Origin of the sequence: Stutzerimonas stutzeri KOS6 (assembly GCF_000307775.2) — a bacterium.
GTDB lineage: Bacteria > Pseudomonadota > Gammaproteobacteria > Pseudomonadales > Pseudomonadaceae > Stutzerimonas > Stutzerimonas stutzeri_B.
The window spans coordinates 2,338,349-2,360,375 of sequence record NZ_KK020676.1; the positions used below are offsets into that span (position 1 = coordinate 2,338,349).

Consider the following 22,027-nt stretch of genomic DNA (forward strand, 5'->3'; position numbering starts at 1 on the left):
GGTGCTTCTCCTTGGGTTGGGGTGTTGCTCGACCGATCAGGCGTTGCCGCGCCCGGTCTGGTCGGGGTTCTGGAAGATCCAGCACTTCACGGTTGTGCCGCGCTGGGTGAGTTGGTTGTTGCGGCGGTTGAAGGCGGCGCGCACGGCGCTGTCCACGCCCTTGTTGTGGGTGAGGTATTTGCGCGAGCGGCTGTTGGGCAGCAGGGTGCGCAGGGTCGCCACGTCGGCCAGCTTTTGCTTGTGCTCGGAGGCGCGTTCGGCGAACTCGTTGAGGTTGATGGCGATGACGTCCGGCTTCTTGCTGTGGTCGACCACCGGGTCTTCGCTGAGGCTCTGCAGGTAGTCGAACACCTCCCAGAACTCGGCCACCTCGGCCGGGTCGGCGTTGACGGCGGTCTGGCGAGCCAGGGCCATGGCAACCAGCTCGCGCTGCGCGCCGGCGTGCTGCCGATCGGTGAGCGGGATGATCAGCCGCAGGCAGTCGACCAGGGCGAGCAGCTGGGCGTGGTTCTTGATGATTCGCTCGATGCGGATCTCTTTCAGCCCGCGCAGGGCCTGCTCGTGCACCTTCACCTGGGCGCGGAAGGTTTCCAGCACCTTGCCCTCGGCGCGGGTGGCCATGAGCAGGAAGTGCGACACATCCATGGCGCTCAGGTGGTTGAGGTTGTCCGCAGCGGCGCGACTGGCGGCAGTGACCTCGGGGCGCACGAAGTGCAGCTTGACGATACGGGTGAGGATCGCCTCGCTGGCCATCACGGTGGCGTTCTGGCTGATGACGATGGTGCCGCGGAACGGGGGCTCGTAGGTTTCGTTGCCGGCGGTCTTCACACCGGTGACGCCCAGGGTGCCTCCGTTGAACAGTGGCTTGAGCTCGTCCCAGTCGTAGGCCTTGGCGGCGCCGCGGTCGTTGTCGCTGCGGTCGGCCTCGAGCAGGACCAGCGGCATGCCCGATACCTGCCCCATCCAGCGGCGCAGGCCGGCCTTGGACATTTTCGAGGGGTCCTTGCCCTCTTCGTCCGGGCGGCCGAAGAGCTTCCAGAGGAACATCAGCAGGGTGGACTTGCCGGCGCCGGCCTCGCCCGTTACTTCCAGGAAGGGGAAGGACTGGTATTCGTCGCGGATCTGCTCGGCGAACAGGGAGCCGAACCAGAATGCCAGCGCGACGATGCCCTGGGTGCCGAAACAGGTCCAGAGCCAGTCGAGCCACTCGGCGCGGTAGCTCTCGTCGGTACGGGCGATTTCCAGGCGGATGCTCTTCTGCAGGGTCTTGAGGCGCAGCTGCTTGAACTCGAAGTAGTCCTCACTGTTGGCCTGCTCGAGCACGCCGCCGCGCACGGCCAGGTCGCCGAACACGTAGCAGCCGTGCTCCTTGCTGTAGCCGATGAAGTCGATGGTCTTGACGGTTTTCAGGCCGAAGAGCTGGTCCTTCATGATTTTGTCGAGCTGGCTGCCGGTACCGGTGAACACGGCGCCGGCGGCCATGCCGAGCAGGCGCTTCTTGAACTCGCTGGCGGCCGCGACCTGGCCACCGGTGAAGGTGTTGCGCACCGTCGGCTCGTCGTGCGGGAAGTCCACGCGGAAGTAATACCAACTCTCGTCGGTCACCTCGTTGCGCTGGAAGTACAGCGCGCGCGGGTAGCAGTTGGCGATTTCCACCACCGCGCCGCACTGGTGCAGCGCTTTCTCAGTCATCTGCCGATCATTGAGCAGCTGGTCATCGTGGTGCTCGCTGCCTTCGAGCGCTTGCTTGGCCTTGTTGAACTTCTCCAAGTCCATCTTGAACCAGTACAGGCGGTTCTCGAAGGCGAAGTGGAATTCGTGGCGCTGGCGCCAATCGAACATCAGCGCGCCCTTCTCCGCGGCGCTTTCGGCCAGCAGCAGGCTGCCGTGGTAGCGGGCCTCCTTGAGGTCGCGCTCGATCTGCTCCTCCCGCTTGTCGTCGCCCTCGATAAAGGCCCAACGTTGGTGCAGGTCGTTCCAGTCCACCTTGCGGTCGCGCTGCGGGATCTGCGCGGCCTCGCAGGTAAAGCCCAGCTCGCGCGCCATCTTGGCCCAGCGGCGGGTAAAGCGATGCGCGCCCGGCTCGTTGTCCAGCGCCCAGACCAGCCGCGGCAGCTTGCGCCCTGCCGCGGCGCGGGCCTTTACCAGGGCTTTGAGCGACTCGGCCGGGAAGGCGTTGCTGCTCATGGCCGACACGGCGTCGAGTTCGTGGTGCAGCAGCGCGATGGCGTCGAAGATGCCCTCGACGATCCACAACTCGTCGACCTCGAGCAGGTCCACGCTCGGCGGGCACCACCAGTAGCTGCGTGGCGACTTCCCTTTCGTGAACCGGGCCTTAATCTTGCCGAAGCGGTGCGGGCGGTCGATCAGGCGTTCCCAGTAACCGCCATGCTCCAACGGGAAGCGAACAGTGGCACTGCCAATACGCAACTCTGGGTGCCAGAAGCTCTCCTGCGTGTACCAGCCCTCGATCAGCTCCAGGCGGAAGCCGCGGGCGTGTTGCAGGTAGCCCTTGGCCGTGGCGGCTGGGTCTTCCTTGGTTGCCGGTGCGCGCTTGCTCCAGTCGTCGAACAGGTCGTCGAACAGCTCTTTCACGTGCCACTGCTCGCCGCACTTGCTCTCCCGGCCACATTTGATGAACCACGGCTGGTCATAGCGGGAATAGAGCTCCTTTTTGCCGCAGCTCGGGCAGGTGCCGCCGCGCATGTAGTCGGTGCCGGCGCGGCGCTTGAGGCCGTAGTCAGCCTCGAAACGGCGCAGCACCTCTTCGCGGATGTGGCGGTCCATGTCTTTCATGGGCGTGGCCCCCAGACGAACTCGTGCACCTCTTCCCGTAGCGCAATGTGTTCTTCGCAGGTGATCACGTCGCACTCGAGCAGAGCGCTGAGATAGCCGCCCAGGCGGCAGACCATGCGAAATTTCTCGTCGTAGTCGCCTGCCTCGACCAGGTCGACCAGCTGCTGCTTAAACATGTAACGCGCCGGATCGGCCGCCAGGGCCTCGCAGGCGGGCATCGGTTGGGTGTTCATGCCGGGGCTCCTTTGCGTGCCTTCAACAGCTCGCGCATGGTGCGGTTGAGGCCGGCGATGTGGGGGTGGTCGCGCAGGATCTTGGGGCCGCGCAGGCCCTGGGGCGTGTAGCGGTATTTGTCGTCAAACCAGCAGGCAGCCATCAGCTGTTCGTACTGGCTGGTCAGCCAGCGCAGGTAGGCCTCGGCCTGGGCCGGATCGAGGGTGATTTGGATGGAAACGCTTGTCATAGGGGCCACCGTTCGGGCGCAACTTGCCCCTACCCGCGCAAAGGCGGGCATGGGCTTGGGTCAATTCAGGGGGTGATCAGTGAGTGGCTGCTGCAGCCAGCGGCGCCGCGGGCGGCTGCAGGCGCGCCGGCAGGTGGCGCAGGGGGATTAATACCGCTTCACCCGAAAAAAAATTGAGCAGGGCCACGCGGGTTTCGTCTGCACCGGAGGCGTAGTCGATGCCGATCACCGGGCGCTTGAGGCATTCCAGCTCGCTCATGGCCAGGTGTACCAGCTGGTCAGCCATGAAGGCCGGCACGTCCAGCGCGTTGACCAAGTAGCTGACGGCGCGTTCGAACAGGAGGCCATCGTCGGTCAGGTGCTCGGCCTGGTGGCGTTGCAGGAAGGTGAGCGCCGCGCGCTGCATGGCGGTGCGGTATTCGTGGGCATCGTTGATGGTGGTGACGTTCATGCGGTTGCTACCTCCGGTTCCATGTGGTCCAGCATGTCGAGCTGGTCGGTTTTCTCGCGGCTGTCGCGCAGTGCCTGCATGCGTTGCACCGAGGGTGCTACCGGCAGCCGTACACGCGGGCGATCGAGCCCGGACGGGCTCAGTTCGTGGTCCCAGGTCAGCGACCCGGCGTAGGTCGCGCCGCAGGCGATGTTCATGCACTGGGCGTACATGGTCTTGAACGTCGGCGTTTGCGCCTCGCTGTTACGGATGCGCATGCGGTGCCCGCAGGCCGGGCATAGGCATTTGTATCCGCCGTTGTTGGCTACGCTCACTGGTTCCCCTCCCCTGTTGCCGTAAAGCCGGCCCGGCCAGTGCCGGTAAACGAAAGCGCCGTAGCGCCTACTGCTATTTGCCAGGCTCCGACCCACCTACGGTGGGCTGGAGCTGTATCGGGTGTGCTTAACGGTTCCCGTCGAACAGGTCGCCGCTTGGCTGCACGCTACGGCCCACGCTTTCCATTGCCGGCGCCGGGATGGCGAGCTGGTGGCAGTGCTGGGTGAGCTGCGCATACAGCGTGGCGCGGATGGCTGGCACGGTTTCAGCCTTGAGTTGGGCGATCAGCTTCGGGATCTGCCGGTGCATGGCCAGCTGGTGGTTCATGCTGAGGTAAGAAGCGCCTCGGCTTTCCCGCGCTTGGCGCTCCATGGCGATGAAGTAGCGGCGCACCTGGCGGCCCTGGTCGTTGTTCTCGACCATGGCCAATTCCTTCGCCATATCGAGTGTGAGGTGGTACTCCAGGCCTGGTCGGCCACCGGTACTTTTCGCCAAAACGGGCGAAAAGTCCTCGCCTTCAACGAAGCCGTACTGCTCGATTCGGCCCTTGATCCAGTTGCTGAAATCGCGCCCGACCTGCATGAATTGGTGAAGGTCGCGCGCATCGCACAGCTGCTGCGTTCGCCCTTCGATCTCGCCCTGTAACACCGGGATGAGGTTGGTAGTCACTGTTGCTCTCCTTGTTGCCGCTTGGTGTGAAGCTGAATCACCGCCTGGACTTCCTCGTGGCGCGCCGCGATGTGCTTGCGGTGCGCCGCCAGGATGGCCTCCAGCTCCAGGGCATCGATCACGCCGTCTGCGAGCGCGTCGGCGATGAATTGGTCCACGGCGCCACGTTTGGTTGTGGTCACCAGAGCGCGGGCATACAGGTCGATGTTGTCGAGTTCGTCCGGGTTGGCGATCGGCACGAACACGCCGCCGTACAGTGCAGCGATGTAGTCAGGCAGATGGGTGGTGCGCGCCTCTTGTTCGAGCTGGTGGATCTGCTCATCGCTCAGGGGGCGGCTACCGGCATTCTCGTAAATGTGGTTATCCAGCTTCTTCGGCGGGAGCCCCAGCCGGGCGGCGGCACACTCGCGCCCGCCTGGGTAGGCGGCGAGCGTGGCGGTCATCACCTGGCGGCGGCTGGCTAGAACTTCGCGCTTCATCTTCTAGTTTTCCCTGTGGCTTAAGCCGGTTACGGTTTAACTGGCTTTGGCGAAGGGATGTGCGAGCAGGCCGGGGATCAGCTCCACGCCGATCTGCTGCGAGAGGTCGCGCATGATGGAGAACGCAATCCGGCCATTCGGCATGGTCTGGGAACCTGCCCAGCGCGCCACGGTCTGGGTGACGGTGCGCGGGTCATACCCTTTGGTGAGGGCGAACTGGCGGAATGTGAGGCCCTGCTCGATGAGGCGAGCGTGGATTTGGCGCTTGTTCATGGTTCGGCGGTCCCCGGTTAGCTAATATGTTCCCAATGCGAGGCGAGATTAAGTTCCCAACCGGGAACAGTCAAGAGGATTTTTCCCAAATGGGAATAGGTAGGCGAATCCGAGCTGCGATAGAGGCCCAAGGCCTTACGCTCAAGCAAGCGGCAGAACAAAGCGGAATCCCTTATAGCTCTCTACAGAACTGGGCTGGCGGCCATCGCGAGCCTCGTCCAGATGCGCTTATCAGTCTAGGTTCTCAATTGGGAATATCGATCGACTGGCTACTGACTGGCGAAGGAGAAATGCTGCGGCGAAATGCCGCGATTTGCTCACAGCAGGAAGATCGAGGCGGCTACGGCATGCCACCGCCTGAGCGCGCCATGCTTGAGCTGTACCGTGAGTTGGACGAAGACGGCCAAAGGGCTGTCGAGGCCGTTGCGCGCGATAAGAAACGCCTCCGCGATGTCGAAATGCAACTACAGGAGTTGGCGGCGGTCATTCAACGGCTTAATCTTGCGCCCTGATGTGTTCCAACATGGAACACTCAGCGCCTAGCAAATTGCTGCCTTGGCGCTATTCCCCCTCAACGTCAAGGACCGACCAGTGGCGCTTACTTCCTGCAAATCCTGCAAACAGCAAGTCGATACCTCCGCGAAAACCTGCCCACATTGCGGCATTGCCAACCCTGGCATAACGGCCAAGCAACAGTTCATGGGGCTGATCATTCTCGCGGTGATCGTAGTGTTTGCGTTCTCCATGTGCTCAAGCGACAGCGACGAGCCGAGCGCCCAGGCTGAGGCCAAAGTCGACGACGCCACTTGCATGAAAGATTTGCAGTGTTGGGGCGACCGGCAGTCCATCGCAGGCGGCATGCGCTGCAAGCCGTTCGTAGAGAAGCTGGCGAAATACTCCTTCAAGTGGACCGACGGCACTTTCGAAACCAAGTTCAGCCACTTCCGCTGGCTCAACCAGCAGCAGGGCACCCTGACCCTGATCGGCGACAAGATCGAGCTACAAAACGGCTTCGGCGCCTTCCAGCCGCACGTGTATGAGTGCGACTACAACCCGGTGACCGAGCAGATATTGGATGTCAGGGCGCGCCCTGGGCGGCTGTAATAGGCAGGAGCGCAGCACATGGATTACTTCGCCGCACTGATGGTAGTTGCCGCAGGTGTTGCATTATTCGTGCGCCTTGTTCGCAAAGCAAAGCGCGACGAGCAAGCCCAGCGGGACATGATTAGCCGATATACGAACCCTAGTACCGCCTCCCCCTCACCTATCCGCCGCACGCCGGACAGAACAGCCAAGCCGAGCCGCGCGATGCGCACTGGCTGGAGCCTTGGCACCGTTTCTTTCACCTATCAGGACTCGAACGGCGATGTCACCAGCCGCACCATAACCGTGCACTCGGTGACGCCTACCTACCTCAAGGGTGAGTGCCACGACCGCAATGCGGAGCGGACTTTCCGCATTGACCGAATGATCGGAGAGGTGGTCGATCTGGAGAGCGGCGAGCTTATCCGGCCGCGCAGCCTGGCGCGCCACTTCGCCTGAACAGCAGCGTTGCCTGGCGGTCTACGCCTGCGCTTCCGCCAATGACAAAAGGATTGTCCGATGCTTACCGACGAAACCCTCGACCACGCCTTCGGCGCGCGCCTAACCGAAGAACGCGAACGCCTCGGCCTGGCCATCCACGAACTGGCCCACCTCGCCGGGATTACCGACTACAAGCAGAAGCGCTTCGAGAATGGGTCTTCGGTGATTCCGATCGACTATCTGCAGGCGTTGGCGGCGCGTACCGAGGCAGATGTGCTGTACGTCATCACAGGCCTGAAGGGCGGCGATTGATAACTGTAATGCACGACACAACCAGGAGTTTTAGCGTGAAAGACCGTGATAACAAGCGCGACGATGATAGCCTTGAGAAAAGCCACCATGACCGTGGCCGCCCATCGCATGAAGACTATTCAGAACGGCAAGACCGCCGCCCGATCTTCGATGATGTGACTGACACTCTCAAACCGCCAAGCAGGAGAGATAACGATGGAGGAAGTAACCGATAAGGCCAGCCTGGCCGACCGCTGGCACGAGATGTTGTTCGGGGTCCGGCGCTCCATTCGTTACCACAAACGCCGCCGCGGCTTTTTTGATCGACTCGATCAATGCTCTTCCATGCTGAGCGTCATTTTCGGCTCCGCGGCGATCTACGGCATTTTGAAGAGCACCAATACCGAGGACCTGGCGCTTATCTCCTCGGGCCTAGTGACGGTGCTCGCAGCGGTAAACCTGGTGGTAGGTAGTTCTCGCCGCGCACGCGAGCACGATGACTTTGCACGACGCTTCATCGCGTTGGAGAAAAGAATGTTAGGCGCCGAGTCCGAACAGGTGCTGCACGAGGTCAGCGAGGCCCGGCTAAGCATCGAGGCCGAAGAGCCACCAGTGATGCAGGTACTCAACTGCCTGTGCCACAACGAGCAGATGCGCGCCATGGGCTACAAGAAAGAAGAGCTTGCGCAGATCGGACCGCTTCAGCGGCTGTTCGCGCATTTCTTCGACTGGCGAGAAAGCACAATTCATTGAGCGTACCCATCAAAAGCTGAAGGCGCCGAAAGGCGCCTTTTTTCATCACAACGTTTTTCGACTACCCGGCTGCCACCCTCGCCAGCTCCAGCCCTCGCCTGCAACTGGCCAGGGCGTTGCTGACGGCCTGCGGCGTGGTGCCTGCCTGGCGCGCCGCCTCGGCGGGCGCCAGGCCTTCTACCAGGACCAGTCGCGCCGCCTCCTGGCTCGCGCCGCCGCGCAGGCGCAGTAGCTCGGCCAGGGCGCCGAATTGTTCTCCGGTCATCATGCGCGCCCCGGCGCGTGGCTGACGAACTGCCCGGCGGCATCCTCGGCGCGGACCTCGGCGAGCAAATCCTCGGCCACCGGATCGGCCGAGCCGCCCGCCTGGATGTGCGCCTGGTACCACGCCAGCAGCAGGCCCGCGACGTTGTCCTCCGGCGCGTCGCGCAGCAGCTCGACGGGCAGGCCGCTGGCCGCACAGATGCGCTCGATCACGCCCCAGTCGAAACTCACGCCGCCATCCGGCTCGCGCGACAGGCGCAGGTCGGCGAAGTCAAGTCCCTCGGGGATCGCCACGCGGGCGAGTTGCTGCTGCATGTAGGCCTCCACGGCACAGGTGATGTAGTCGGTCAGGCGCAGGCCAGCGGCCCGCGAGGCGCGAATCCAGCGACCCTTGGTGGGCGCTGGGACGCGCAAGTGAATCGGTAATTCATTCATAGCTCAGCCCAACGAGGAAGCCCGGCTTCGGCCGGGCTTGTGATGCTGATCAGCTGACCCAGTCCCATGGGCAGCGGTCCCAGGCGTCAATGCAAAAGACGTTGACGTCGTCCTTCAGGCCGCGAGCCTCGTCGTAGTAGGACTCGTCATCGATCTCGACGACAACCGAGTAGGTGCTATCGGCCTCGTTGATCTCGATCTCTGCGCCAGGGAAGTTCTCGGCCAGCTCTTGAGCGATCCACTCGCGGTAGCCCTCGGCATCGGCTTCAGAACACTCGGAGCCGAAGTTGTAGTGGTTCTGGCCGTTCAGGGTGATCTTGGTGACGGTAGCCATGATGTTGCTCCTATCAGGATGCCCGGTTCCGCCGGGGCGGTGGTTGGTGCTGCGCCTTCCATGGGTCTTAATATACACCCTTAAACGTGTATTGCAAGCCCTTTTTTCTACATGCACATCGGCGCGTCATCCCGGCCCGCCCACTCCTCGTCGATCAGCTCCCAGGCTGAGCGCTGCGGCTCACCCAGTACCGGCACGGGTTCGATCACGCGTTCACTTGCTGGATCCGCTTCCATTCCCGCTCCACGGCGCGCTGGGCGCTGGCTTTGCTGGCGTACAGGTGCAGCAGCCGCTTGGGGCTGGTCTGGTCGCCTTCGGTGAGTTTCTTCTGCTCGCCGCTTTTCTCGTCGCGGTACCAGGCGAGCACGCCGGTGTAGCTCCCCTCCTCGGCCAGCTCGGCGATGTCGTCGGCGTCCGGCAGTTTGGATTCCAGTTCCAGGGCGGTGGTGTAGCTGTCCGGGGTGAAGCTGTGGCGCACGTTGGCGCCGAGCCAGACGATGGCGTCGATGTCCGGCTTTACGCCAACCAGGCTGTAGGTGAGTTCGGGGATCAGGTCCGGGCGGCCCTTTGCCAGGGTGTAGCTGAGCGTGGCGGTACCGCGCTGCAGGCGGGACCATTCGGCGCGGGCGGCGCGCAGGGCGGCCTGCTGGTCGGTGTAGGTGTGGCGCAGGTCCTTGAGGTTGTCGCCTGAGCCTGCGATGGCCTCCTTCTTTTCGGCGCTGTTGAGCTCGTAGTAGTAGGCGCGCGCGCCGCTGTAACTGTCGCGGTCGGCCTGCAGGTAGCGGTGGTTGTCGCCGTCGGCACGGGTGAGCGTGATGTGGGGCAACGGCAGGCCGCTGGCGGTGGTGCTGTGGCCAGCCGGCATGAAGAGCAGACGCCCGGCCTTGATGCTGGCAATGGCATCGTACTGCTCGCCCAGGCGGCTGAGCAGGTTGGCGTCGGATTCGTTGGCCTGGTCGAGCTGGGCGAGCTGGATGACCGACAGCGCGGCGCTGATGACGGGGCTGAGGCCGTGAGCGGAGGCGATGGTTTGCAGGATGGCGCCGAGGGGCTGGCCGCTCCAGCTGCGTTCCTTCTTGGCCTTGAGGCCCTCGCGCAGGTCGGCGCTGCGGGCGCGGATGGTGAGCATGTCCGGCGCGCCGCTGTGCTCGATTTCGTCCACGGTGTAGCTGCCCTTGTCCACCAGGCCGGTGTCGCTCCAGCCGAGCCCGAGGCGCACGACGGCGCCCTTCGGGGGGATGGCCAGCAGGCCGTCGTGGTCGCTGAGGCTGATGCTGAGCTGGTCGGCCTGCATGCCGCGGTTGTCGGTGAGTTCAATGCTGATGAGGCGCTGCTCGATGGCGCTGGTGATGTCTTGCCCGTTGACCACCAGGCGGCAGATCGGCTGCGGGTAGGCGGTGGCGTCGCGGTAGGCGCCCGCCGCTTGCTCGAGCAGGCCCTTGCCCTGGGCGATGAGTGCGTCGATCAAAACAGCAGCCTCCGCAGGAGGTTGCCGCCGGCGGCGATGGCGCTGCCGAGCAGATCCACGCGGCCGTCGTCGATGCGTTTGAGCACCAGGGTGAATTCGATGCGGCGAGCCTGGCCGTCGCGGAAGAACAGGGTGCGGGTTTCGCTCAGGCTCTCGATGATCCAGGTGCCGTAGATTTTCCCGGTGCCCTCGACCAGCGGCCAGGCCTTGCCGGTGTCGGCCATGGTGCGCAGGGCATCAAGGCTCAGCTGGCTGCCGGCGAGCGCGGGCAGCAGCACGCCCGGCAGGGTGATGCTGTCGTCACCGCGGCCGAGGTACTGGCGCGCCGGGTTGGTACCGATGCGGCTGGTGGAGCCGTGGCGCCATTCGGTTTGGCGCTGGAATTCCTGGTAGGCCAGGGTTTCCAGGCTGAACACGAACATGCCGAGGGCCATCATCATGGGCGGTTACTCCTGGTCGAATAGGGATGAGCGGGCACGGGCGCCCTTCTCGCGCTCGCGCTTGTCCAGCTCGGCGGCGACGGCGCGGGCGATGGCGTTGGCGTCCTGCCCGGGGGCGGTGTGGATGTGCACGGTGATCGGCGCAGGCGTGCTTTGGGCTGCGGATGGCGAAGCCGCACGGGCAGCCAGCGGTGGGCGCGTATCGAACGCCACCGGCTCTGCTGCTGCCGGCATGGCGCCGACTGCCGCGCTCAGGCCGATCGCGCCTGCTGCCGTCAGCCGTTTGGCCGTGTCACCCAGCTGCGACAGCGGGCCACGTTCCCCCGCCTGCAGGCCCTGCGCGAGGCCGGCCATGGTGAAGCCGCCCAGCTCGGCGAATACGCGTGACGGCGAGTGGATGCCGAGCGTTTCCTTGAACCAGCCGATACTGCTGTCCGCTGCGCCAACGACGGCGCCCTTCACCGCGCCGGCCATGTTCTGGATGCCGTTGACCAGGCCCTGCATGAGCATGCCGCCGAAGTCGGTGAACCTGGCTGGCAGCTCCACGCCCAGGTAGCCGAGCACGCCGGCAAAGGCACGGTAGAACAGGCCCAGCGGGCTGAAGTTGACGATGGTGGCGGCGATGCCGCCAATGCCGCCGGCGAAGCCCTGTTTGATTTCGGCCCAGAGGCCGAGGAAGAACGGGCCGACGCGGCTCCAGTTGGCGTAGATGAGCGTGGCGCCCAGTGCCAGCCCGCCGACCAGGGCGCCGACGGGGTTGGCCATGGCGGCAGCCGCGACCAGGCGCAGGCCGGTGGCCACCAGGGGCAGCGCCGTCTTGCCCAGGTTGAACAGGGTGCTGGCCAGCCCGGCGCCGCGGATGCCGAAGAGGGTCATGCCATAGCGCACCATGGCGAAGGGGCCGAGGATGCTGGCGATTGCCAGGGTGAGCCCACCCATGCCAGCCATGAGGATGCCGACGCCGGCCGCCGTTTTTACGATGTTGGCGGCGAGCTTGGGGTTCTCGGCGATCCAGCCCTTCACGCCACCGATGATGCCGGTGAGCGTCTGGGTGATTTCGCGCATGGGGCCGTTTTGCTGCTCCTGCAGCTGGATGCCGAGGTCATCCCAGGCACTGCCGAGGCCGTCGAGGTCACCTTTGAGGTTGTCGGCCATGATCCCGGCCGTCTTGCTGGCAGCGCCGGCATTATCGTTGACGATGCCCAGATACTTGGTGATGCCGCCGGCGCCGGACTGAGCGATCAGCTCCGACATGCCCGCCGCTGGCTCTTCGCCGAAGATGTCCTTCAAATAGCCCAGGCGGTCACCGGAGCCCATCTTCTCTGTGGCTTTGGCAACTTCTGCCAGGACACTTGGCAGGCTGCGGACGTTGCCTTCTGCATCGAGCGCGTCGACGCCGAGCTTCGCCAGTGATTTGCTGGCTTTGCCAGTAGGCGCGGACAGCCTCAGCAGCATGCTGCGCAGCGTAGTGCCTGCCGTGTCCGCCTGGATGCCGACGTTACCCAGCAGGCCAGCCATGGCGGCAGTCTCCTCCAGCCCCATGCCTGCCGTGCGAGCGACAGGCCCGACGTACTTCATCGTCAGGCCCAGCATTTCCAGGTTGGTGTTGCTGGTGGTGAAAGCCTTTGTCAGCACGTCCGCAACTCTGCCGGTCTCGGACGGGTCGATGCCGAAGCCTCCGAGAATGTTGGACGCAATGTCAGCGGTGCGGGCCAGATCCATATCACCGGCTTTGGCCATGTCAAGCATGCCGGGCATCGCTGCCTGTATAGCCTTGGGATCAAAACCCGCCATCGCTAGGAAACCCTGTGCGTCGGCCGCTTCTACTGCGCTGAATTGTGTGCTGGAGCCGAGCTGCCTCGCCTGATCACGAAGTGCCTGAAGTTCCGGCGAGTCCTTTTCTAGCCGGGATAGCGCCTGCACTTTGCTCATCGATGCGTCGAAGTCCAGCCCGGGCGCCATGAGCTGCGCACCGGCATAGAGCATGCCGCTGCCGGTGGCCAGCCCGCCCGCCCCCGCGCCGGCCATGCTACCGGCCAGTTGCTGGGTGCGCTCGTATTCGCTCTTGGCCTGGCCGAGGCGCCGCTGCTGGGCGGTGAGTTGCTTGAGGCGCTGCTCCTGCTGGCCGAGGGTCTGGTTGGTGCGCTCGACACGCTGGCGCAGCTCGCGCTCATGGTCGGACAGGTTGCGGGTGCTGATGCCCGCCTCACCCAGCTTGCCGCGCAGGCCCTGCAGCTCGCGCTGCTGTTCGTTGTGTTTCTGCTTGAGGGCGTGGCCCTGGCGGACCGCGCTCTGGAATTCACGCGTTAGCGCCCGGGTGGGCGTCTCGGTAGCGGCGATTTCGCGCGACAGCGCCTTGATGCGCTCGCGGTTGGCCTGCAGGGCGCCGCCGGTTTGGTCGGCAGCGCCCTTGAGGTTGCGGAATGAGCTGACGTCTTTCTGCTGGGCTTGCAGGCCCTTGAGCTCGCCACGGGTGTTCTTGAGTTCACGGCCCAGGGTGGTCGCGCCGCTGGCAATGGTGCGCAGCGGGCGGGTGGCGTTGTCCAGGGCCTGGAGGTTAACGCGTAGGTTTAGATCCCGCGCCATGCGTGCGCTCCCATCGATCGCGGGCGCGCTCGCGCCAGTCCATCAGTTCATGCAGTGGCATGGCGTTCATCTGCTCTGGCCCCCAGTGGAACACCAGGGCGATGTCGGCCATGACGTCGTCTACGCTTCTTGGGATTCCAGCGCCTTCACGCGCTTCCAGCTCAAAAAACCGGCGATTTCATCCGCGCAGTCGTACAGGTCGGCTGGATCCATGGCGGCGACTTCCTGCTCGGTCAGGCTGGGCTGACTGATGCGCGGCACCAGGCGGATGGTGGCGCTGACATCGCCGTTGAGTAGGTCGGTCAGTTTGAGGCCGCGCAGTTCGCCAGAGGCCGGCTTGCGCAGGACGATTTCGGTGATTTCCGTGTCACCGCGCTTGATTGGCGCGCTGAGCGCGATGGGTTCGCTGGTCTTGCTCATGGGTGTGCTCCTTGGGGTTGGGGTTGCCGCAGGGCGTGGTGGCTGCGGCGGGTTACGAAACGGTGGGCGTTGGCCGCGCATGGCTTACAGGCCGATGGCCTTGCGGTGCTCGGCGAGGCGGTCTTCGCCGTTGACGTTGAAGACGAAGTTGAGCAGGTCGATCTCGATCTCGACGTTGCCGTCCACGCTGAGCTTGTAGTAGCTGCAGGTGGTGGTGATGGAGTGCTCGGTGTCCTCGCCGGGCTCGGAGTCGCCGAAGTCGAGCTCTTCATGCCGGCCGCGCACCACGACCTCGACGGCAGAGACCTCGCCGGTGTCGTCACGCTGCACGGAGCCGGCCCAGCGCAGCATCACGCCATCGGCCTGCACCGCGCCGAACTGGCGCAGCACGGTCAGGTCCCAGCCGCCGAGGGTCCATTCGAGCTGGATGCCGTCGTCGGAGTGGCCCATGTCGACCTTCACGGGGCCATCCATGCCGGCACCGCGCCAGGCTTCCAGCTTGCGGCTGAGGTTCGGCAGGGTGACGGACTTGCTCTGGCCAACGTAGCTGTTGCCATCGTTGAACAGGTTCATGTTCTTGAGTTTCTTGGGCAGGGCCATGGCTGGGCTCTCCTACGGCGCGGCCGGGGCCGCGCGGGTGAATGGGGGTCAGGCGGTGATACTGGCGGCGAAGTCGACCAGGTAGCGGTCGGTGATGCGCTGGCGCAGCAGCAGGTTTTCCAGCGGCGGCACGGGGGTGTAGTCGTAGTCCAGGTAGAGCTTGCCGGCCTTGAGGGTGTCCTTGTCGTTGGCGGCAGGATCGAACCAGCACTCGCCGTCGATGATGTAGCCACCGCGCTTGAGCTCGCGGAACTTGGCGTTGATGCCTTCGACGATGTCGCGGACAAGCGAGCCGTGCATGGGCTTGTCCACTGCCCAGAATTGGCCGTCGGCCATGGTGTCCATCAGCACATGGGCGGTGCGGGTGTAGTTCTCGAAGGCAAACAGCGGGTCGGCGCTGCAGGTGCGCGAGCCCCAGAAGCGGAAGCCGTCGCGGCGGATCAGGGTGGTGACCTCGTCGGCGTTGAGCAGGCCGGCGTCGGTGGCGGGGTCTTGCAGATCCCAGTAGATGTCCTTGGAGAGGCCCGACACGCCGTTGACCGGCACGTTGGAGAGGGTCTTGTGCCAGCCGACCTGCTCGTCCAGCTTGGCGCGCAGGCCCAGGGCGCGGGCGATGGCGCTGGCCGGTGCGTTGGCGTTGGTGGTGGTGTCCCAGGAGACGAAGTCCGGCCAGATGAGCATCAGCTCGCGCGCGCCGAAACCCGCGCGGTAGGCGATGGCATCCGATACCGTTTCGCAGCCGTAGGCGCTGGCGTAGGCGAAGCCGCGCAGCTTTTGGGCGATGGCCACCAGTTCGGTGGTGACCGCCAGCGAGTCGAGCCCCGGCACGCCGAGGATGCGCGGTTTGACGCCGAGCTGGGCCTCGGCCGCCAGCAGGGCCTTCATGCCTAGGTATTCGCCGGTGGCGCTCACGCCGCCGATGATGTTGCTGGTGGTCGCGGCCTCGTCTGCGCCCTCTTCCACGCGTACCACGACGGTGACGGGCGATGCCTGGTCGGCGATGGCGTCGAGGCTGCGCGCCAGGGTGCCCTGCTCGCCGGCGGAACCGGAGGCAGTGAGCACGTCGGTGAGCAGCACGGGCTTGTTGAGCGGGAACTTGACCGCATCAGCATCCGACGCGGTGCAGACCATGCCCACCACGGCGGTGGAAACGGTGCGAATGGGGCGCGTGCCCTCGTTGAGTTCGAGGACGCGGACGCCGTGATGGTAATCGGTGGCCATGGGGTTGAGGCTCCTGGGCGAGTGCCGGATCAGTGAGCCTTGAGGGTGACGCGCGCGCGCAAGAGGCGCACGCGGCGGGCTGTGTAGCGAGGGGGGTTACAGGGCGCAAACAGCAAAACCCCGCCGTGGCGAGGTGCTTTTTTGACACTGCCGGCGTCCCTGCCGGCGCTACTTATACGGCTGCAGGCTGCTCGATCAGTGCGGCCACATCCGGGTTCTCGTTAAGGAAAGCCTGCAGCTTGGCGACGGGGTCTGGCGCTGCGGGGGCTTGGGGTTTGGTGGCGAGTTCCCAGGCCACGCCATTCCAGCGCGGCCAGCGGCCTGCCGGTACGTCCGCCGGCGGCGCCACCGCGGTGGTGCGGGCGGGCATGAGGAGCACGCCGGGTTCGAGCGGGCTTTCGTCCGCTTCGGTTTCGCCCTGGTAAAGGCCGGCGGCGTTGTATTGGTAGACGATCATGGGCGCGGTCCTCAGAACTTGATGCAGGCCAGCAGCGCGACGTTGCGCGGGCGGGTTTCGGCGCCGCCGGTGGCACCGATGGTGATGTCGTGGCTGTGGGTGCCGGCGGTTTGGATGGTCAGGGCGTGCTCGTGGCTGCCGGCGGTGCCGATTGAAATGCTGTGGGTGTGGTCATCAACGGGGTTACTAGCCTGCGAGGCCTTTGTGCCCCCATACCCATCGGTGGCGTACCCCCCGTCGGAACCGCTACTGTTATTGACGGCTAGCGTTTGAGTGTGCGAGTGACCACCCGCCGGCGAGCTGCTCGCCGAGTGGCTATGCCCTCCACCACTCTGCGCCGTACCGTTGTGCACATGCGCCCCCGCATCCTCCGAACTACCGCTGTGTGCGTGGCTTTGCAGGGCCCCGCCCTGGCTGCTGCCCAGGGCGCGCCCGCCGTCCACGCCGCGGGCGTCGTCCCAGCCACGGAGGAACTCGCCGCGCAGGTCGGGCAGGTTGAAGGTGGTGAAGCCGTCGCCAGCACCGAAGGTAGCGCCGATTGCTGCGTAGAGCTCGGCGTAGGCGGTGCGCGAGACGGCGGCGCCGTTGGCTTTCAGCCAGCCCGCCGGCGCGGTGCTGCGGGCAAAGTGGGCGACCAGCCCGGCCGGCGCCATTTGCCGCGATTCGGCCTTGCTGAAGATGTCCAGATTGGTGCGAGCCTGCTCCTTGTCCAGCACATCACTGAGGTTTTTCGCGCGCTCCAGCGGCGCCGGGGCGCTACCGGCGGGCTCGTTGTTGACCAGGGTGATGCGCGTATCTGCCGGATAGCTTTTGCCGAGGACGACCCGCGTGGTGATGGTGGCATGGGGTTGCCATTCATCCGCGCCGCTGCCCATGTCGATGCGCAGGCCCTCGATGTACACCGCCAGGCCGTAGGTGGTGGTGACCGACAGATCAACAAGCGTTTGCCCGGCGGCGAGCAGTTGTTTCTCGGCGACGGTGTCCACCGTTACGTTGATGGCATTTGGATCTTGCCATTCGTAGTCGCCATCGGCGTTGCTGGCCTTGCCCAGCAGCTGGCCGACGGTGCCGCCGGGGATGATCTGCGCGGCGGTTACGTTGTTGATCACCCACGCCTGGCTGGCAACTGCAATGGCGGGATCGAGCAGCAGGTTGACCACGTCGGCATTGCTGACGGCGAAATCGAGCCGCAGCACTGCGTCGCCGAAGCTGCCCTCGGCGGGCACGGGCTTGTAAACGTCCGGCAGGTTGCCAACCACGAACATCGAGCCGGCGGCATCGAACACCGCCAGTTCGCGCATGGTCCAGCCGCCGACCGTAGCGGGCACTACCATCTCGGCGGTGAACCGTGTGGGGTCCTCGGGCGACTGGTAGACGCGGTTGACGGGCGCGCGGTAGCGCTCACGCACCAGTTGGGTCTGGTGCGGATCTGGGGCGATAGGGTTGCCGTTACCGTCGCCTACCGCCATATGCGTCAGGTTGATCCGCGTGCCGGTTGCCGCGGCGCTGGACATGGCACTGAGGCCGTATGCGGTATGTATTGATTTAAAAGTCATGGGCGGCTCTCGGTGTGAGCGTCGGGGTCATTGGGTGGCCGGCGCGCTGTAACTGACCGTTACGTCGATGCCTACACTGGCGACCACCGCGACGTAAGGCGTGCTGCGGCTGGTTGCGGAGAGCAAAGCCGTCTCGAGCTGTGAGCGCAGATTCTTGGTGCTCTCAACCACTTGCAGGACCTTTTGCAGGCTGGCCTGGGTGAGTGGCATCTGGTCGACATCGAGCAACAGGCGAAACGTGTAGGGCGCGCCGGCCGGGGCTTGAGCAAACCACTCCTGCACGCGCACGGGCAGGCCGAGCGCGCCCAGGCCGCGGGTGACGGCGCCGATGGTGCCTTTGATGCGCTGCACGGCCAGGGCCTGCTTGACGGTGTCGCGGCGCTGGCGCTCGCTCCAGGCGTCGGACCATTCGTCCACGGACCAGGCCCAGGCGAGCCAGGGCAGCAGGTTGATAGGGCAGGTTTCGGGATTCCACAGGTCGCGGATGATCACCGGCAGATCGGTGGCATGCACGCCTACCTGGGCGGCGATGCGCTCGAGCTGGATGCTGTTGGGCGGCAGCAACTCAGACATCGGTCTGCCCCGCCACGGTGAGGGTGATGCCGGTGCAGTAGCTGGCCTCGCCGTGGCCGACGCTGATGCTGGCGGCCGGGCTGGCGAGCTCTACCCGTTGCACGCCGGGTTGGTGCAGGGCGGCGTAGACGCCGGATAGCGTCACGTCGCGGCGCATGGCGTGCTGGGCGGCGGCATAGGCCTGGGCGGCGGCCATCGCGGCGGCACGCACCACGGCGGAATCGGGGCCGGGCAGCATGACCAGTTCGGCGACGATGGTGTAGTTGATGATGCTGGCGGACTGCACCAGGACGTTGTCGGTCATGGGGCGGACGGCTTCCTGGTTCAGCGCGCGGGCGACGGTGGCGAGCAGCGCCTCGGAGGCGGCGCCGTCTCCGGTGCGCGAGAGGACGTAGACGGTGACGGCACCCGGGGTCGGGCTGATGGCGCTGATGTCGGCGACGTCTGGATCGGCACTGAGGCCGTGGAATATGTAGCTCTGCTCGCTGCCTGCGGTGGTGTAGCCCTCGGGCGAGAGCTGGATGCGGCGGCGGAAGTCGGCGTTGGATTCGTAGACTTCCTCGCGCGGTGGCACGGCGGTGGGGTCGCCGGCATCGATGAGCAGGCGCTGCACGTTGTAGTTGGCGCCGAGCTGGTCGAGGTCGCCGTCCACGGCGTGGGCGAGCATGACCGCGCGAGCGGCATCGTTGATGCGCTGGCGGAGAATGACTTCGCGGTAGGCGTTTTCCTGCAGCAGTTTGTTGAGCGGCTCGGATTCGAGCTCCAGGGCGGCAGCGACGGCGGCCTGCTCGGCCTCGGGGTAGAGGCTGAGCAGGTAGGCCTTGCGCTCGGCGAGGATCTGTTCGTAGTCGAGCGACTCGATGACGTTGGGCGACGGCAGGCGCGAGAGGTCGATGGCGGTGGTCATAGGCTGGCTCCCAGGGCGAGCGGCACGCGCAGGCTGAGCGGCTCGTTGCTGTCGATGTGGTTGCCTTCGACGTCCAGGTAGGCCTCCCCTGGCTGCTCGCCGTGGCTGAGCTGCACGCGGCTGAGGCGGATGCGCGGCTCCCAGCGCATGAGCGCCATGGCGGTGGCGGCGTAGGCCTGCAGGCGGGTGGTGTCGTTGAAGGGGGCGTCGATCAGGTCCGGCAGCAGGCTGCCGTATTCGCGGCGCATCACACGGCTGCCTATGGGCGTGGTGAGGATGTCGGCGATCGATTGGGCCAGGTGCGCGGAGTCGCTCAGGGCGCGGCCGGTGGTGCGCGACATGCCGATCATTGCGGCGCTCCTGTGGTACCGCCGCTGTCTCCGCGGTGGCGGTGGTCGACCAGGCTGATGCCTGCGGCAATCACGTCTTCGCTGACGGTGACCAGGCCGGTGATGGCGACATCGCCCAGGATGGTCACGCCGCCGGGGGCGACGAGCTGGGCGGTGCCGCCGGCTGGCAGCGTGGCGGTGAGCGTATGGCTGGCGTGGTCGTAATCGATCACAGCCCCGTCCGGGTATTTGCGGCGGCGCAGGTTTGCGCTGTTCGACGGCGCCGGACGTTGCTGTGAGTAGAGGCCGACCAGGGCAATGCCCTGGGCAGTCTCGCCGCTGGGGCTGAGCAGAATGCATTGCTCGCCGACGCTGGGCGGGTCCCAGTCGCTGCTGGCTCCGGCGCGCAGGGCGAGCCACGGCCGGTTCGGAATGGTGAGCTTGCCTGTGCTGACGGTGCAGCGCTCAGCCTGATGGTCCACCGCGGTGATGGTACCGAGGCGGATCAGATTGGCGAGGCGGCGAAGAATGTCGGCGATGTTCATGGCCCCATGCTGGCGTTCGCGCGCGCGGGGCGCATGTGCGGGGCTGTGTAGCGGTTGCCGTTACAGGCTCAGGGCACCAAGTGCTCGAGCAGGCGGTCGCGGATGAGTTCGAGATCCGCGTCGGTGAAGCCGAGCAGCTCGCGGCGAGCGTACTGCACATCTGCTGCGCCCGGCGCCGGACGATCGCGCAGACCGTACTGGTGGATGCGGGCGATGCGCGAGAGGCGGCCGGCGAAGCCGATGCCTATGGTGCTGGCATCGCTCTGCAGGCGCAGGTAGCGGGCGGTGCGTAGCTTGGCGAACATCTGCCGCTTGCGCTTGATGCGCCCGGCCTTGGCGCGCAGTTCCTGCCGGGGCTTGCGCGGGGCGTAGGGTGTGCCGTCCGGGTTTTTCTGCGCGGCGATGCGCTGCTGCTGGCTGCGGCGCAGGTCGCGGGCGATGGCGCTGGTGACCTTGCGGCGCTCGGCCGGCTGCAGCTGGGCGAGCAGCGCGCCGGCCCAGTCTTCGAGGGCGCGCAGGTCGTCAGCCATTGTTGCCCCATTCGGCGAGCAGTTCGCCCTCGCTGGTTTCCACGCGCATGGCCGGTACCAGGAACGTTTCGTCGTCGACGACAGGCTCGGCCGGGTGGCTGACCTGCAGGGTGCCATCGGCCTGGCGCTTGACGATGACGCGCTCGGTGAGCGGCAGGGTGATGGAGAGGTCGACCGCCTTGTTGCTGAGGATGTCGGCCTCGAACTTGATGGCGTCCCTGCCCCGCTCGATGTTCTCCATCAGCTCGCGCTGGTTGACCAGCACCCAGGCGAACAGCGGGATGGCGACGGCATCCGGGTGGCCGGCGAAGTCCGTCAGGATCAGGTTGAGGGTGTAGCTGTATTCGAACGACAGGCCCGGCGCTGCGGTGCTGCGCAGGCTGCCGTTGTCGATGAATACCAGCAGGCGGTCGGGGTTGTGGCGCAGTTCCGGAACGGCGGCCATGAGGTGCTCGCGCAGGGATTCGGGCTTGTTCATGGCTGGGTGCTGCGCGCGTTGTGGTCCACCACCAGGTCGACCTTGGCGGCGCACTCACCCCAGGCGGCCATCAAGTTGTCGCTGTCGTCGCTCAGTTCGCCGTTACTGGCCGGCGCCGCCGGATCCAGCGTGCAGCGCGTCACGACTGGACAGCCACTGACGGTAACCGTCTGCTCCGGTGAGGGCGGGACGTTTGTGCAGGCGGCGAGCTGCAGCAGGCAGAGGCTGAGCAGCCCAAGTCGCATGGGTTGGGTCTTCACGGCGTTGCTCCTTTTTCTTGAGCTGATCGGTGGCGTGGGCCTGGCGCAGGTCGCTGAGCGTCTGCTGCAGGGCGAGCTGGTCGAGGCGCTGGGCGGCCACCTCGCCGGTAAGGCGCACGATGGTGGCGGCCTGGCGGGCGCTGCGCTGCTCGGCGGTTTGCAAGCGCTCGGTGGCGAGATCCGCGCGGGCGGTCGCGGTGTCGATGCGTTGCTGCTGCGTCCAGATCAGCAGGCAGAGCGCGGCGACCAGGGCGAGGCCGTAGAGGAGTTGGCGGGAGGTTGTCATGCGCTGGCCTCCGGCAGGGTGTAGTCGATGGCGATTGCAGCGAGTTGCTCTAGTGTTTTTGCGGCCAACCTACTCATTCCTGCACCCACAGCCTGGCTTGTTCAGCGCCTGCAAGACGCAAAGCTTCGACCAACTGAGCCTTGGTTACCTGGGCAGGTGTGTTATCGGCCAGCACCCAACGGATCGTTTCGTCATCTTTCATCACTGAAAGCGAGCGAGCCATGCGGGTTTGGCTGGTTTCATCTCCTTGAAAAACCATGCCATCCACTTCAACTTTAATCGCTGCGACGGCCGCGGCGCGATTGTCTTTCCAGCGCTGGCGGG

General features: G+C 65.5%; 33 protein-coding genes and 1 pseudogene. 5 read left to right on the forward strand and 29 right to left on the reverse strand.

Features of this window, described 5'->3' with window-relative positions; translation table 11 throughout:
• Positions 1-36: 36 nt before the first annotated feature.
• The 8 genes from B597_RS38725 to B597_RS38760 form a co-directional block, all read right to left on the reverse strand.
• On the reverse strand, positions 37-2,796 hold the full coding sequence (locus tag B597_RS38725; protein WP_003294394.1) for a toprim domain-containing protein: 2,760 nt from the start codon (positions 2,794-2,796) through the stop codon (positions 37-39).
• On the reverse strand, positions 2,793-3,029 hold the full coding sequence (locus B597_RS38730; protein ID WP_024162236.1) for a hypothetical protein: 237 nt from the start codon (positions 3,027-3,029) through the stop codon (positions 2,793-2,795). Before B597_RS38730 ends, B597_RS38725 begins: the two co-directional genes overlap by 4 nt.
• Positions 3,026-3,259, reverse strand: a complete 234-nt coding sequence (locus tag B597_RS38735; RefSeq protein ID WP_024162237.1) for a hypothetical protein — start codon at positions 3,257-3,259, stop codon at positions 3,026-3,028. The genes B597_RS38730 and B597_RS38735 overlap by 4 nt, the downstream gene beginning before the upstream one ends.
• A 76-nt stretch (positions 3,260-3,335) precedes the next feature.
• Positions 3,336-3,710: a hypothetical protein gene (locus B597_RS38740; RefSeq protein WP_024162238.1), complete on the reverse strand. Its 375-nt coding sequence runs from the start codon at positions 3,708-3,710 to the stop codon at positions 3,336-3,338.
• A complete protein-coding gene (locus B597_RS38745; protein WP_003294391.1) occupies positions 3,707-4,024 on the reverse strand; it encodes an Ogr/Delta-like zinc finger protein in 318 nt (105 codons plus the stop codon). Before B597_RS38745 ends, B597_RS38740 begins: the two co-directional genes overlap by 4 nt.
• A 127-nt stretch (positions 4,025-4,151) precedes the next feature.
• The gene (locus B597_RS38750) at positions 4,152-4,694 is read right to left on the reverse strand and encodes an antA/AntB antirepressor family protein (RefSeq protein ID WP_003294390.1); all 543 of its coding nucleotides are present in this window, start codon (positions 4,692-4,694) and stop codon (positions 4,152-4,154) included.
• A complete protein-coding gene (locus tag B597_RS38755) occupies positions 4,691-5,173 on the reverse strand; it encodes a YmfL family putative regulatory protein (protein WP_024162240.1) in 483 nt (160 codons plus the stop codon). The genes B597_RS38750 and B597_RS38755 overlap by 4 nt, the downstream gene beginning before the upstream one ends.
• A gap of 36 nt (positions 5,174-5,209) precedes the next feature.
• Positions 5,210-5,446 carry a hypothetical protein gene (locus B597_RS38760; protein ID WP_003294388.1) on the reverse strand — a complete coding sequence of 79 codons (237 nt, stop codon included), beginning with the start codon at positions 5,444-5,446 and terminating at the stop codon, positions 5,210-5,212.
• Positions 5,447-5,535: 89 nt separating this feature from the next.
• On the opposite strand from B597_RS38760, the gene B597_RS46540 reads away from it, so the two are divergent.
• The 5 genes from B597_RS46540 to B597_RS38775 all read left to right on the forward strand — a co-directional run bounded on the left by B597_RS46540 (position 5,536) and on the right by B597_RS38775 (position 8,014).
• Complete coding sequence (locus tag B597_RS46540; RefSeq protein ID WP_192939407.1) at positions 5,536-5,958, forward strand: helix-turn-helix domain-containing protein; 423 nt, start codon at positions 5,536-5,538, stop codon at positions 5,956-5,958.
• Between the two features lie 79 nt (positions 5,959-6,037).
• On the forward strand, positions 6,038-6,550 hold the full coding sequence (locus B597_RS0223565) for a hypothetical protein (RefSeq protein ID WP_031323579.1): 513 nt from the start codon (positions 6,038-6,040) through the stop codon (positions 6,548-6,550).
• 18 nt (positions 6,551-6,568) lie between these two features.
• Complete coding sequence (locus tag B597_RS38765; protein WP_024162241.1) at positions 6,569-6,988, forward strand: WYL domain-containing protein; 420 nt, start codon at positions 6,569-6,571, stop codon at positions 6,986-6,988.
• Positions 6,989-7,048: 60 nt separating this feature from the next.
• Entirely contained in the window at positions 7,049-7,282 is a 234-nt protein-coding gene (locus B597_RS38770; RefSeq protein WP_003294380.1) for a helix-turn-helix domain-containing protein, read from the forward strand.
• 195 nt (positions 7,283-7,477) lie between these two features.
• On the forward strand, positions 7,478-8,014 hold the full coding sequence (locus B597_RS38775) for a hypothetical protein (protein ID WP_003294379.1): 537 nt from the start codon (positions 7,478-7,480) through the stop codon (positions 8,012-8,014).
• Positions 8,015-8,075: 61 nt separating this feature from the next.
• Here the strand turns inward: B597_RS38775 and B597_RS38780 are convergent, their stop codons facing one another.
• The 21 genes and pseudogenes from B597_RS38780 to B597_RS38875 all read right to left on the reverse strand — a co-directional run.
• A complete protein-coding gene (locus tag B597_RS38780) occupies positions 8,076-8,279 on the reverse strand; it encodes a hypothetical protein (RefSeq protein WP_003294377.1) in 204 nt (67 codons plus the stop codon).
• A complete protein-coding gene (locus tag B597_RS38785; protein ID WP_031323581.1) occupies positions 8,279-8,713 on the reverse strand; it encodes a hypothetical protein in 435 nt (144 codons plus the stop codon). The genes B597_RS38780 and B597_RS38785 overlap by 1 nt, the downstream gene beginning before the upstream one ends.
• A 49-nt stretch (positions 8,714-8,762) precedes the next feature.
• Positions 8,763-9,047, reverse strand: a complete 285-nt coding sequence (locus B597_RS38790; protein WP_003294373.1) for a hypothetical protein — start codon at positions 9,045-9,047, stop codon at positions 8,763-8,765.
• Between the two features lie 205 nt (positions 9,048-9,252).
• Complete coding sequence (locus B597_RS38795) at positions 9,253-10,515, reverse strand: phage late control D family protein (protein ID WP_003294372.1); 1,263 nt, start codon at positions 10,513-10,515, stop codon at positions 9,253-9,255.
• A complete protein-coding gene (locus B597_RS38800; RefSeq protein WP_003294370.1) occupies positions 10,512-10,955 on the reverse strand; it encodes a phage tail protein in 444 nt (147 codons plus the stop codon). Before B597_RS38800 ends, B597_RS38795 begins: the two co-directional genes overlap by 4 nt.
• Positions 10,956-10,961: 6 nt before the next feature.
• On the reverse strand, positions 10,962-13,541 hold the full coding sequence (locus tag B597_RS38805; RefSeq protein ID WP_024162244.1) for a phage tail tape measure protein: 2,580 nt from the start codon (positions 13,539-13,541) through the stop codon (positions 10,962-10,964).
• Positions 13,513-13,653: a GpE family phage tail protein gene (locus B597_RS46545; protein ID WP_003294366.1), complete on the reverse strand. Its 141-nt coding sequence runs from the start codon at positions 13,651-13,653 to the stop codon at positions 13,513-13,515. Before B597_RS46545 ends, B597_RS38805 begins: the two co-directional genes overlap by 29 nt.
• Positions 13,654-13,661: 8 nt before the next feature.
• Complete coding sequence (locus tag B597_RS38810; RefSeq protein ID WP_003294364.1) at positions 13,662-13,961, reverse strand: phage tail assembly protein; 300 nt, start codon at positions 13,959-13,961, stop codon at positions 13,662-13,664.
• A gap of 84 nt (positions 13,962-14,045) precedes the next feature.
• Positions 14,046-14,561 carry a phage major tail tube protein gene (locus B597_RS38815; protein WP_003294363.1) on the reverse strand — a complete coding sequence of 172 codons (516 nt, stop codon included), beginning with the start codon at positions 14,559-14,561 and terminating at the stop codon, positions 14,046-14,048.
• A 48-nt stretch (positions 14,562-14,609) separates the two neighbouring features.
• Positions 14,610-15,782 carry a phage tail sheath protein gene (locus tag B597_RS38820; protein ID WP_003294362.1) on the reverse strand — a complete coding sequence of 391 codons (1,173 nt, stop codon included), beginning with the start codon at positions 15,780-15,782 and terminating at the stop codon, positions 14,610-14,612.
• A gap of 172 nt (positions 15,783-15,954) precedes the next feature.
• Positions 15,955-16,239 carry a hypothetical protein gene (locus tag B597_RS38825; RefSeq protein WP_003294361.1) on the reverse strand — a complete coding sequence of 95 codons (285 nt, stop codon included), beginning with the start codon at positions 16,237-16,239 and terminating at the stop codon, positions 15,955-15,957.
• 11 nt (positions 16,240-16,250) lie between these two features.
• The gene (locus tag B597_RS38830) at positions 16,251-17,795 is read right to left on the reverse strand and encodes a phage tail-collar fiber domain-containing protein (protein ID WP_031323584.1); all 1,545 of its coding nucleotides are present in this window, start codon (positions 17,793-17,795) and stop codon (positions 16,251-16,253) included.
• 27 nt (positions 17,796-17,822) lie between these two features.
• The gene (locus B597_RS38835) at positions 17,823-18,368 is read right to left on the reverse strand and encodes a phage tail protein I (RefSeq protein ID WP_003294359.1); all 546 of its coding nucleotides are present in this window, start codon (positions 18,366-18,368) and stop codon (positions 17,823-17,825) included.
• Entirely contained in the window at positions 18,361-19,275 is a 915-nt protein-coding gene (locus B597_RS38840) for a baseplate assembly protein (RefSeq protein WP_003294357.1), read from the reverse strand. The genes B597_RS38835 and B597_RS38840 overlap by 8 nt, the downstream gene beginning before the upstream one ends.
• Positions 19,272-19,625, reverse strand: a complete 354-nt coding sequence (locus B597_RS38845) for a GPW/gp25 family protein (protein WP_003294356.1) — start codon at positions 19,623-19,625, stop codon at positions 19,272-19,274. The genes B597_RS38840 and B597_RS38845 overlap by 4 nt, the downstream gene beginning before the upstream one ends.
• A complete protein-coding gene (locus B597_RS38850) occupies positions 19,622-20,149 on the reverse strand; it encodes a phage baseplate assembly protein V (protein ID WP_003294355.1) in 528 nt (175 codons plus the stop codon). Before B597_RS38850 ends, B597_RS38845 begins: the two co-directional genes overlap by 4 nt.
• Before the next feature lie 68 nt (positions 20,150-20,217).
• On the reverse strand, positions 20,218-20,679 hold the full coding sequence (locus B597_RS38855) for a phage virion morphogenesis protein (RefSeq protein ID WP_024162245.1): 462 nt from the start codon (positions 20,677-20,679) through the stop codon (positions 20,218-20,220).
• Entirely contained in the window at positions 20,672-21,157 is a 486-nt protein-coding gene (locus B597_RS38860) for a phage tail protein (protein WP_003294352.1), read from the reverse strand. Before B597_RS38860 ends, B597_RS38855 begins: the two co-directional genes overlap by 8 nt.
• A complete protein-coding gene (lysC, locus tag B597_RS47690; protein ID WP_031323587.1) occupies positions 21,154-21,417 on the reverse strand; it encodes an Rz1-like lysis system protein LysC in 264 nt (87 codons plus the stop codon). Before lysC ends, B597_RS38860 begins: the two co-directional genes overlap by 4 nt.
• Positions 21,341-21,703 (reverse strand): annotated as a pseudogene (locus tag B597_RS46550) (DUF2570 domain-containing protein); the annotation flags it as partial. The gene lysC and the pseudogene B597_RS46550, both read right to left, overlap by 77 nt.
• A gap of 73 nt (positions 21,704-21,776) precedes the next feature.
• Positions 21,777-22,027: DUF4376 domain-containing protein (locus tag B597_RS38875; RefSeq protein WP_024162248.1), on the reverse strand; the 251-nt coding region annotated here is incomplete at its 5' end.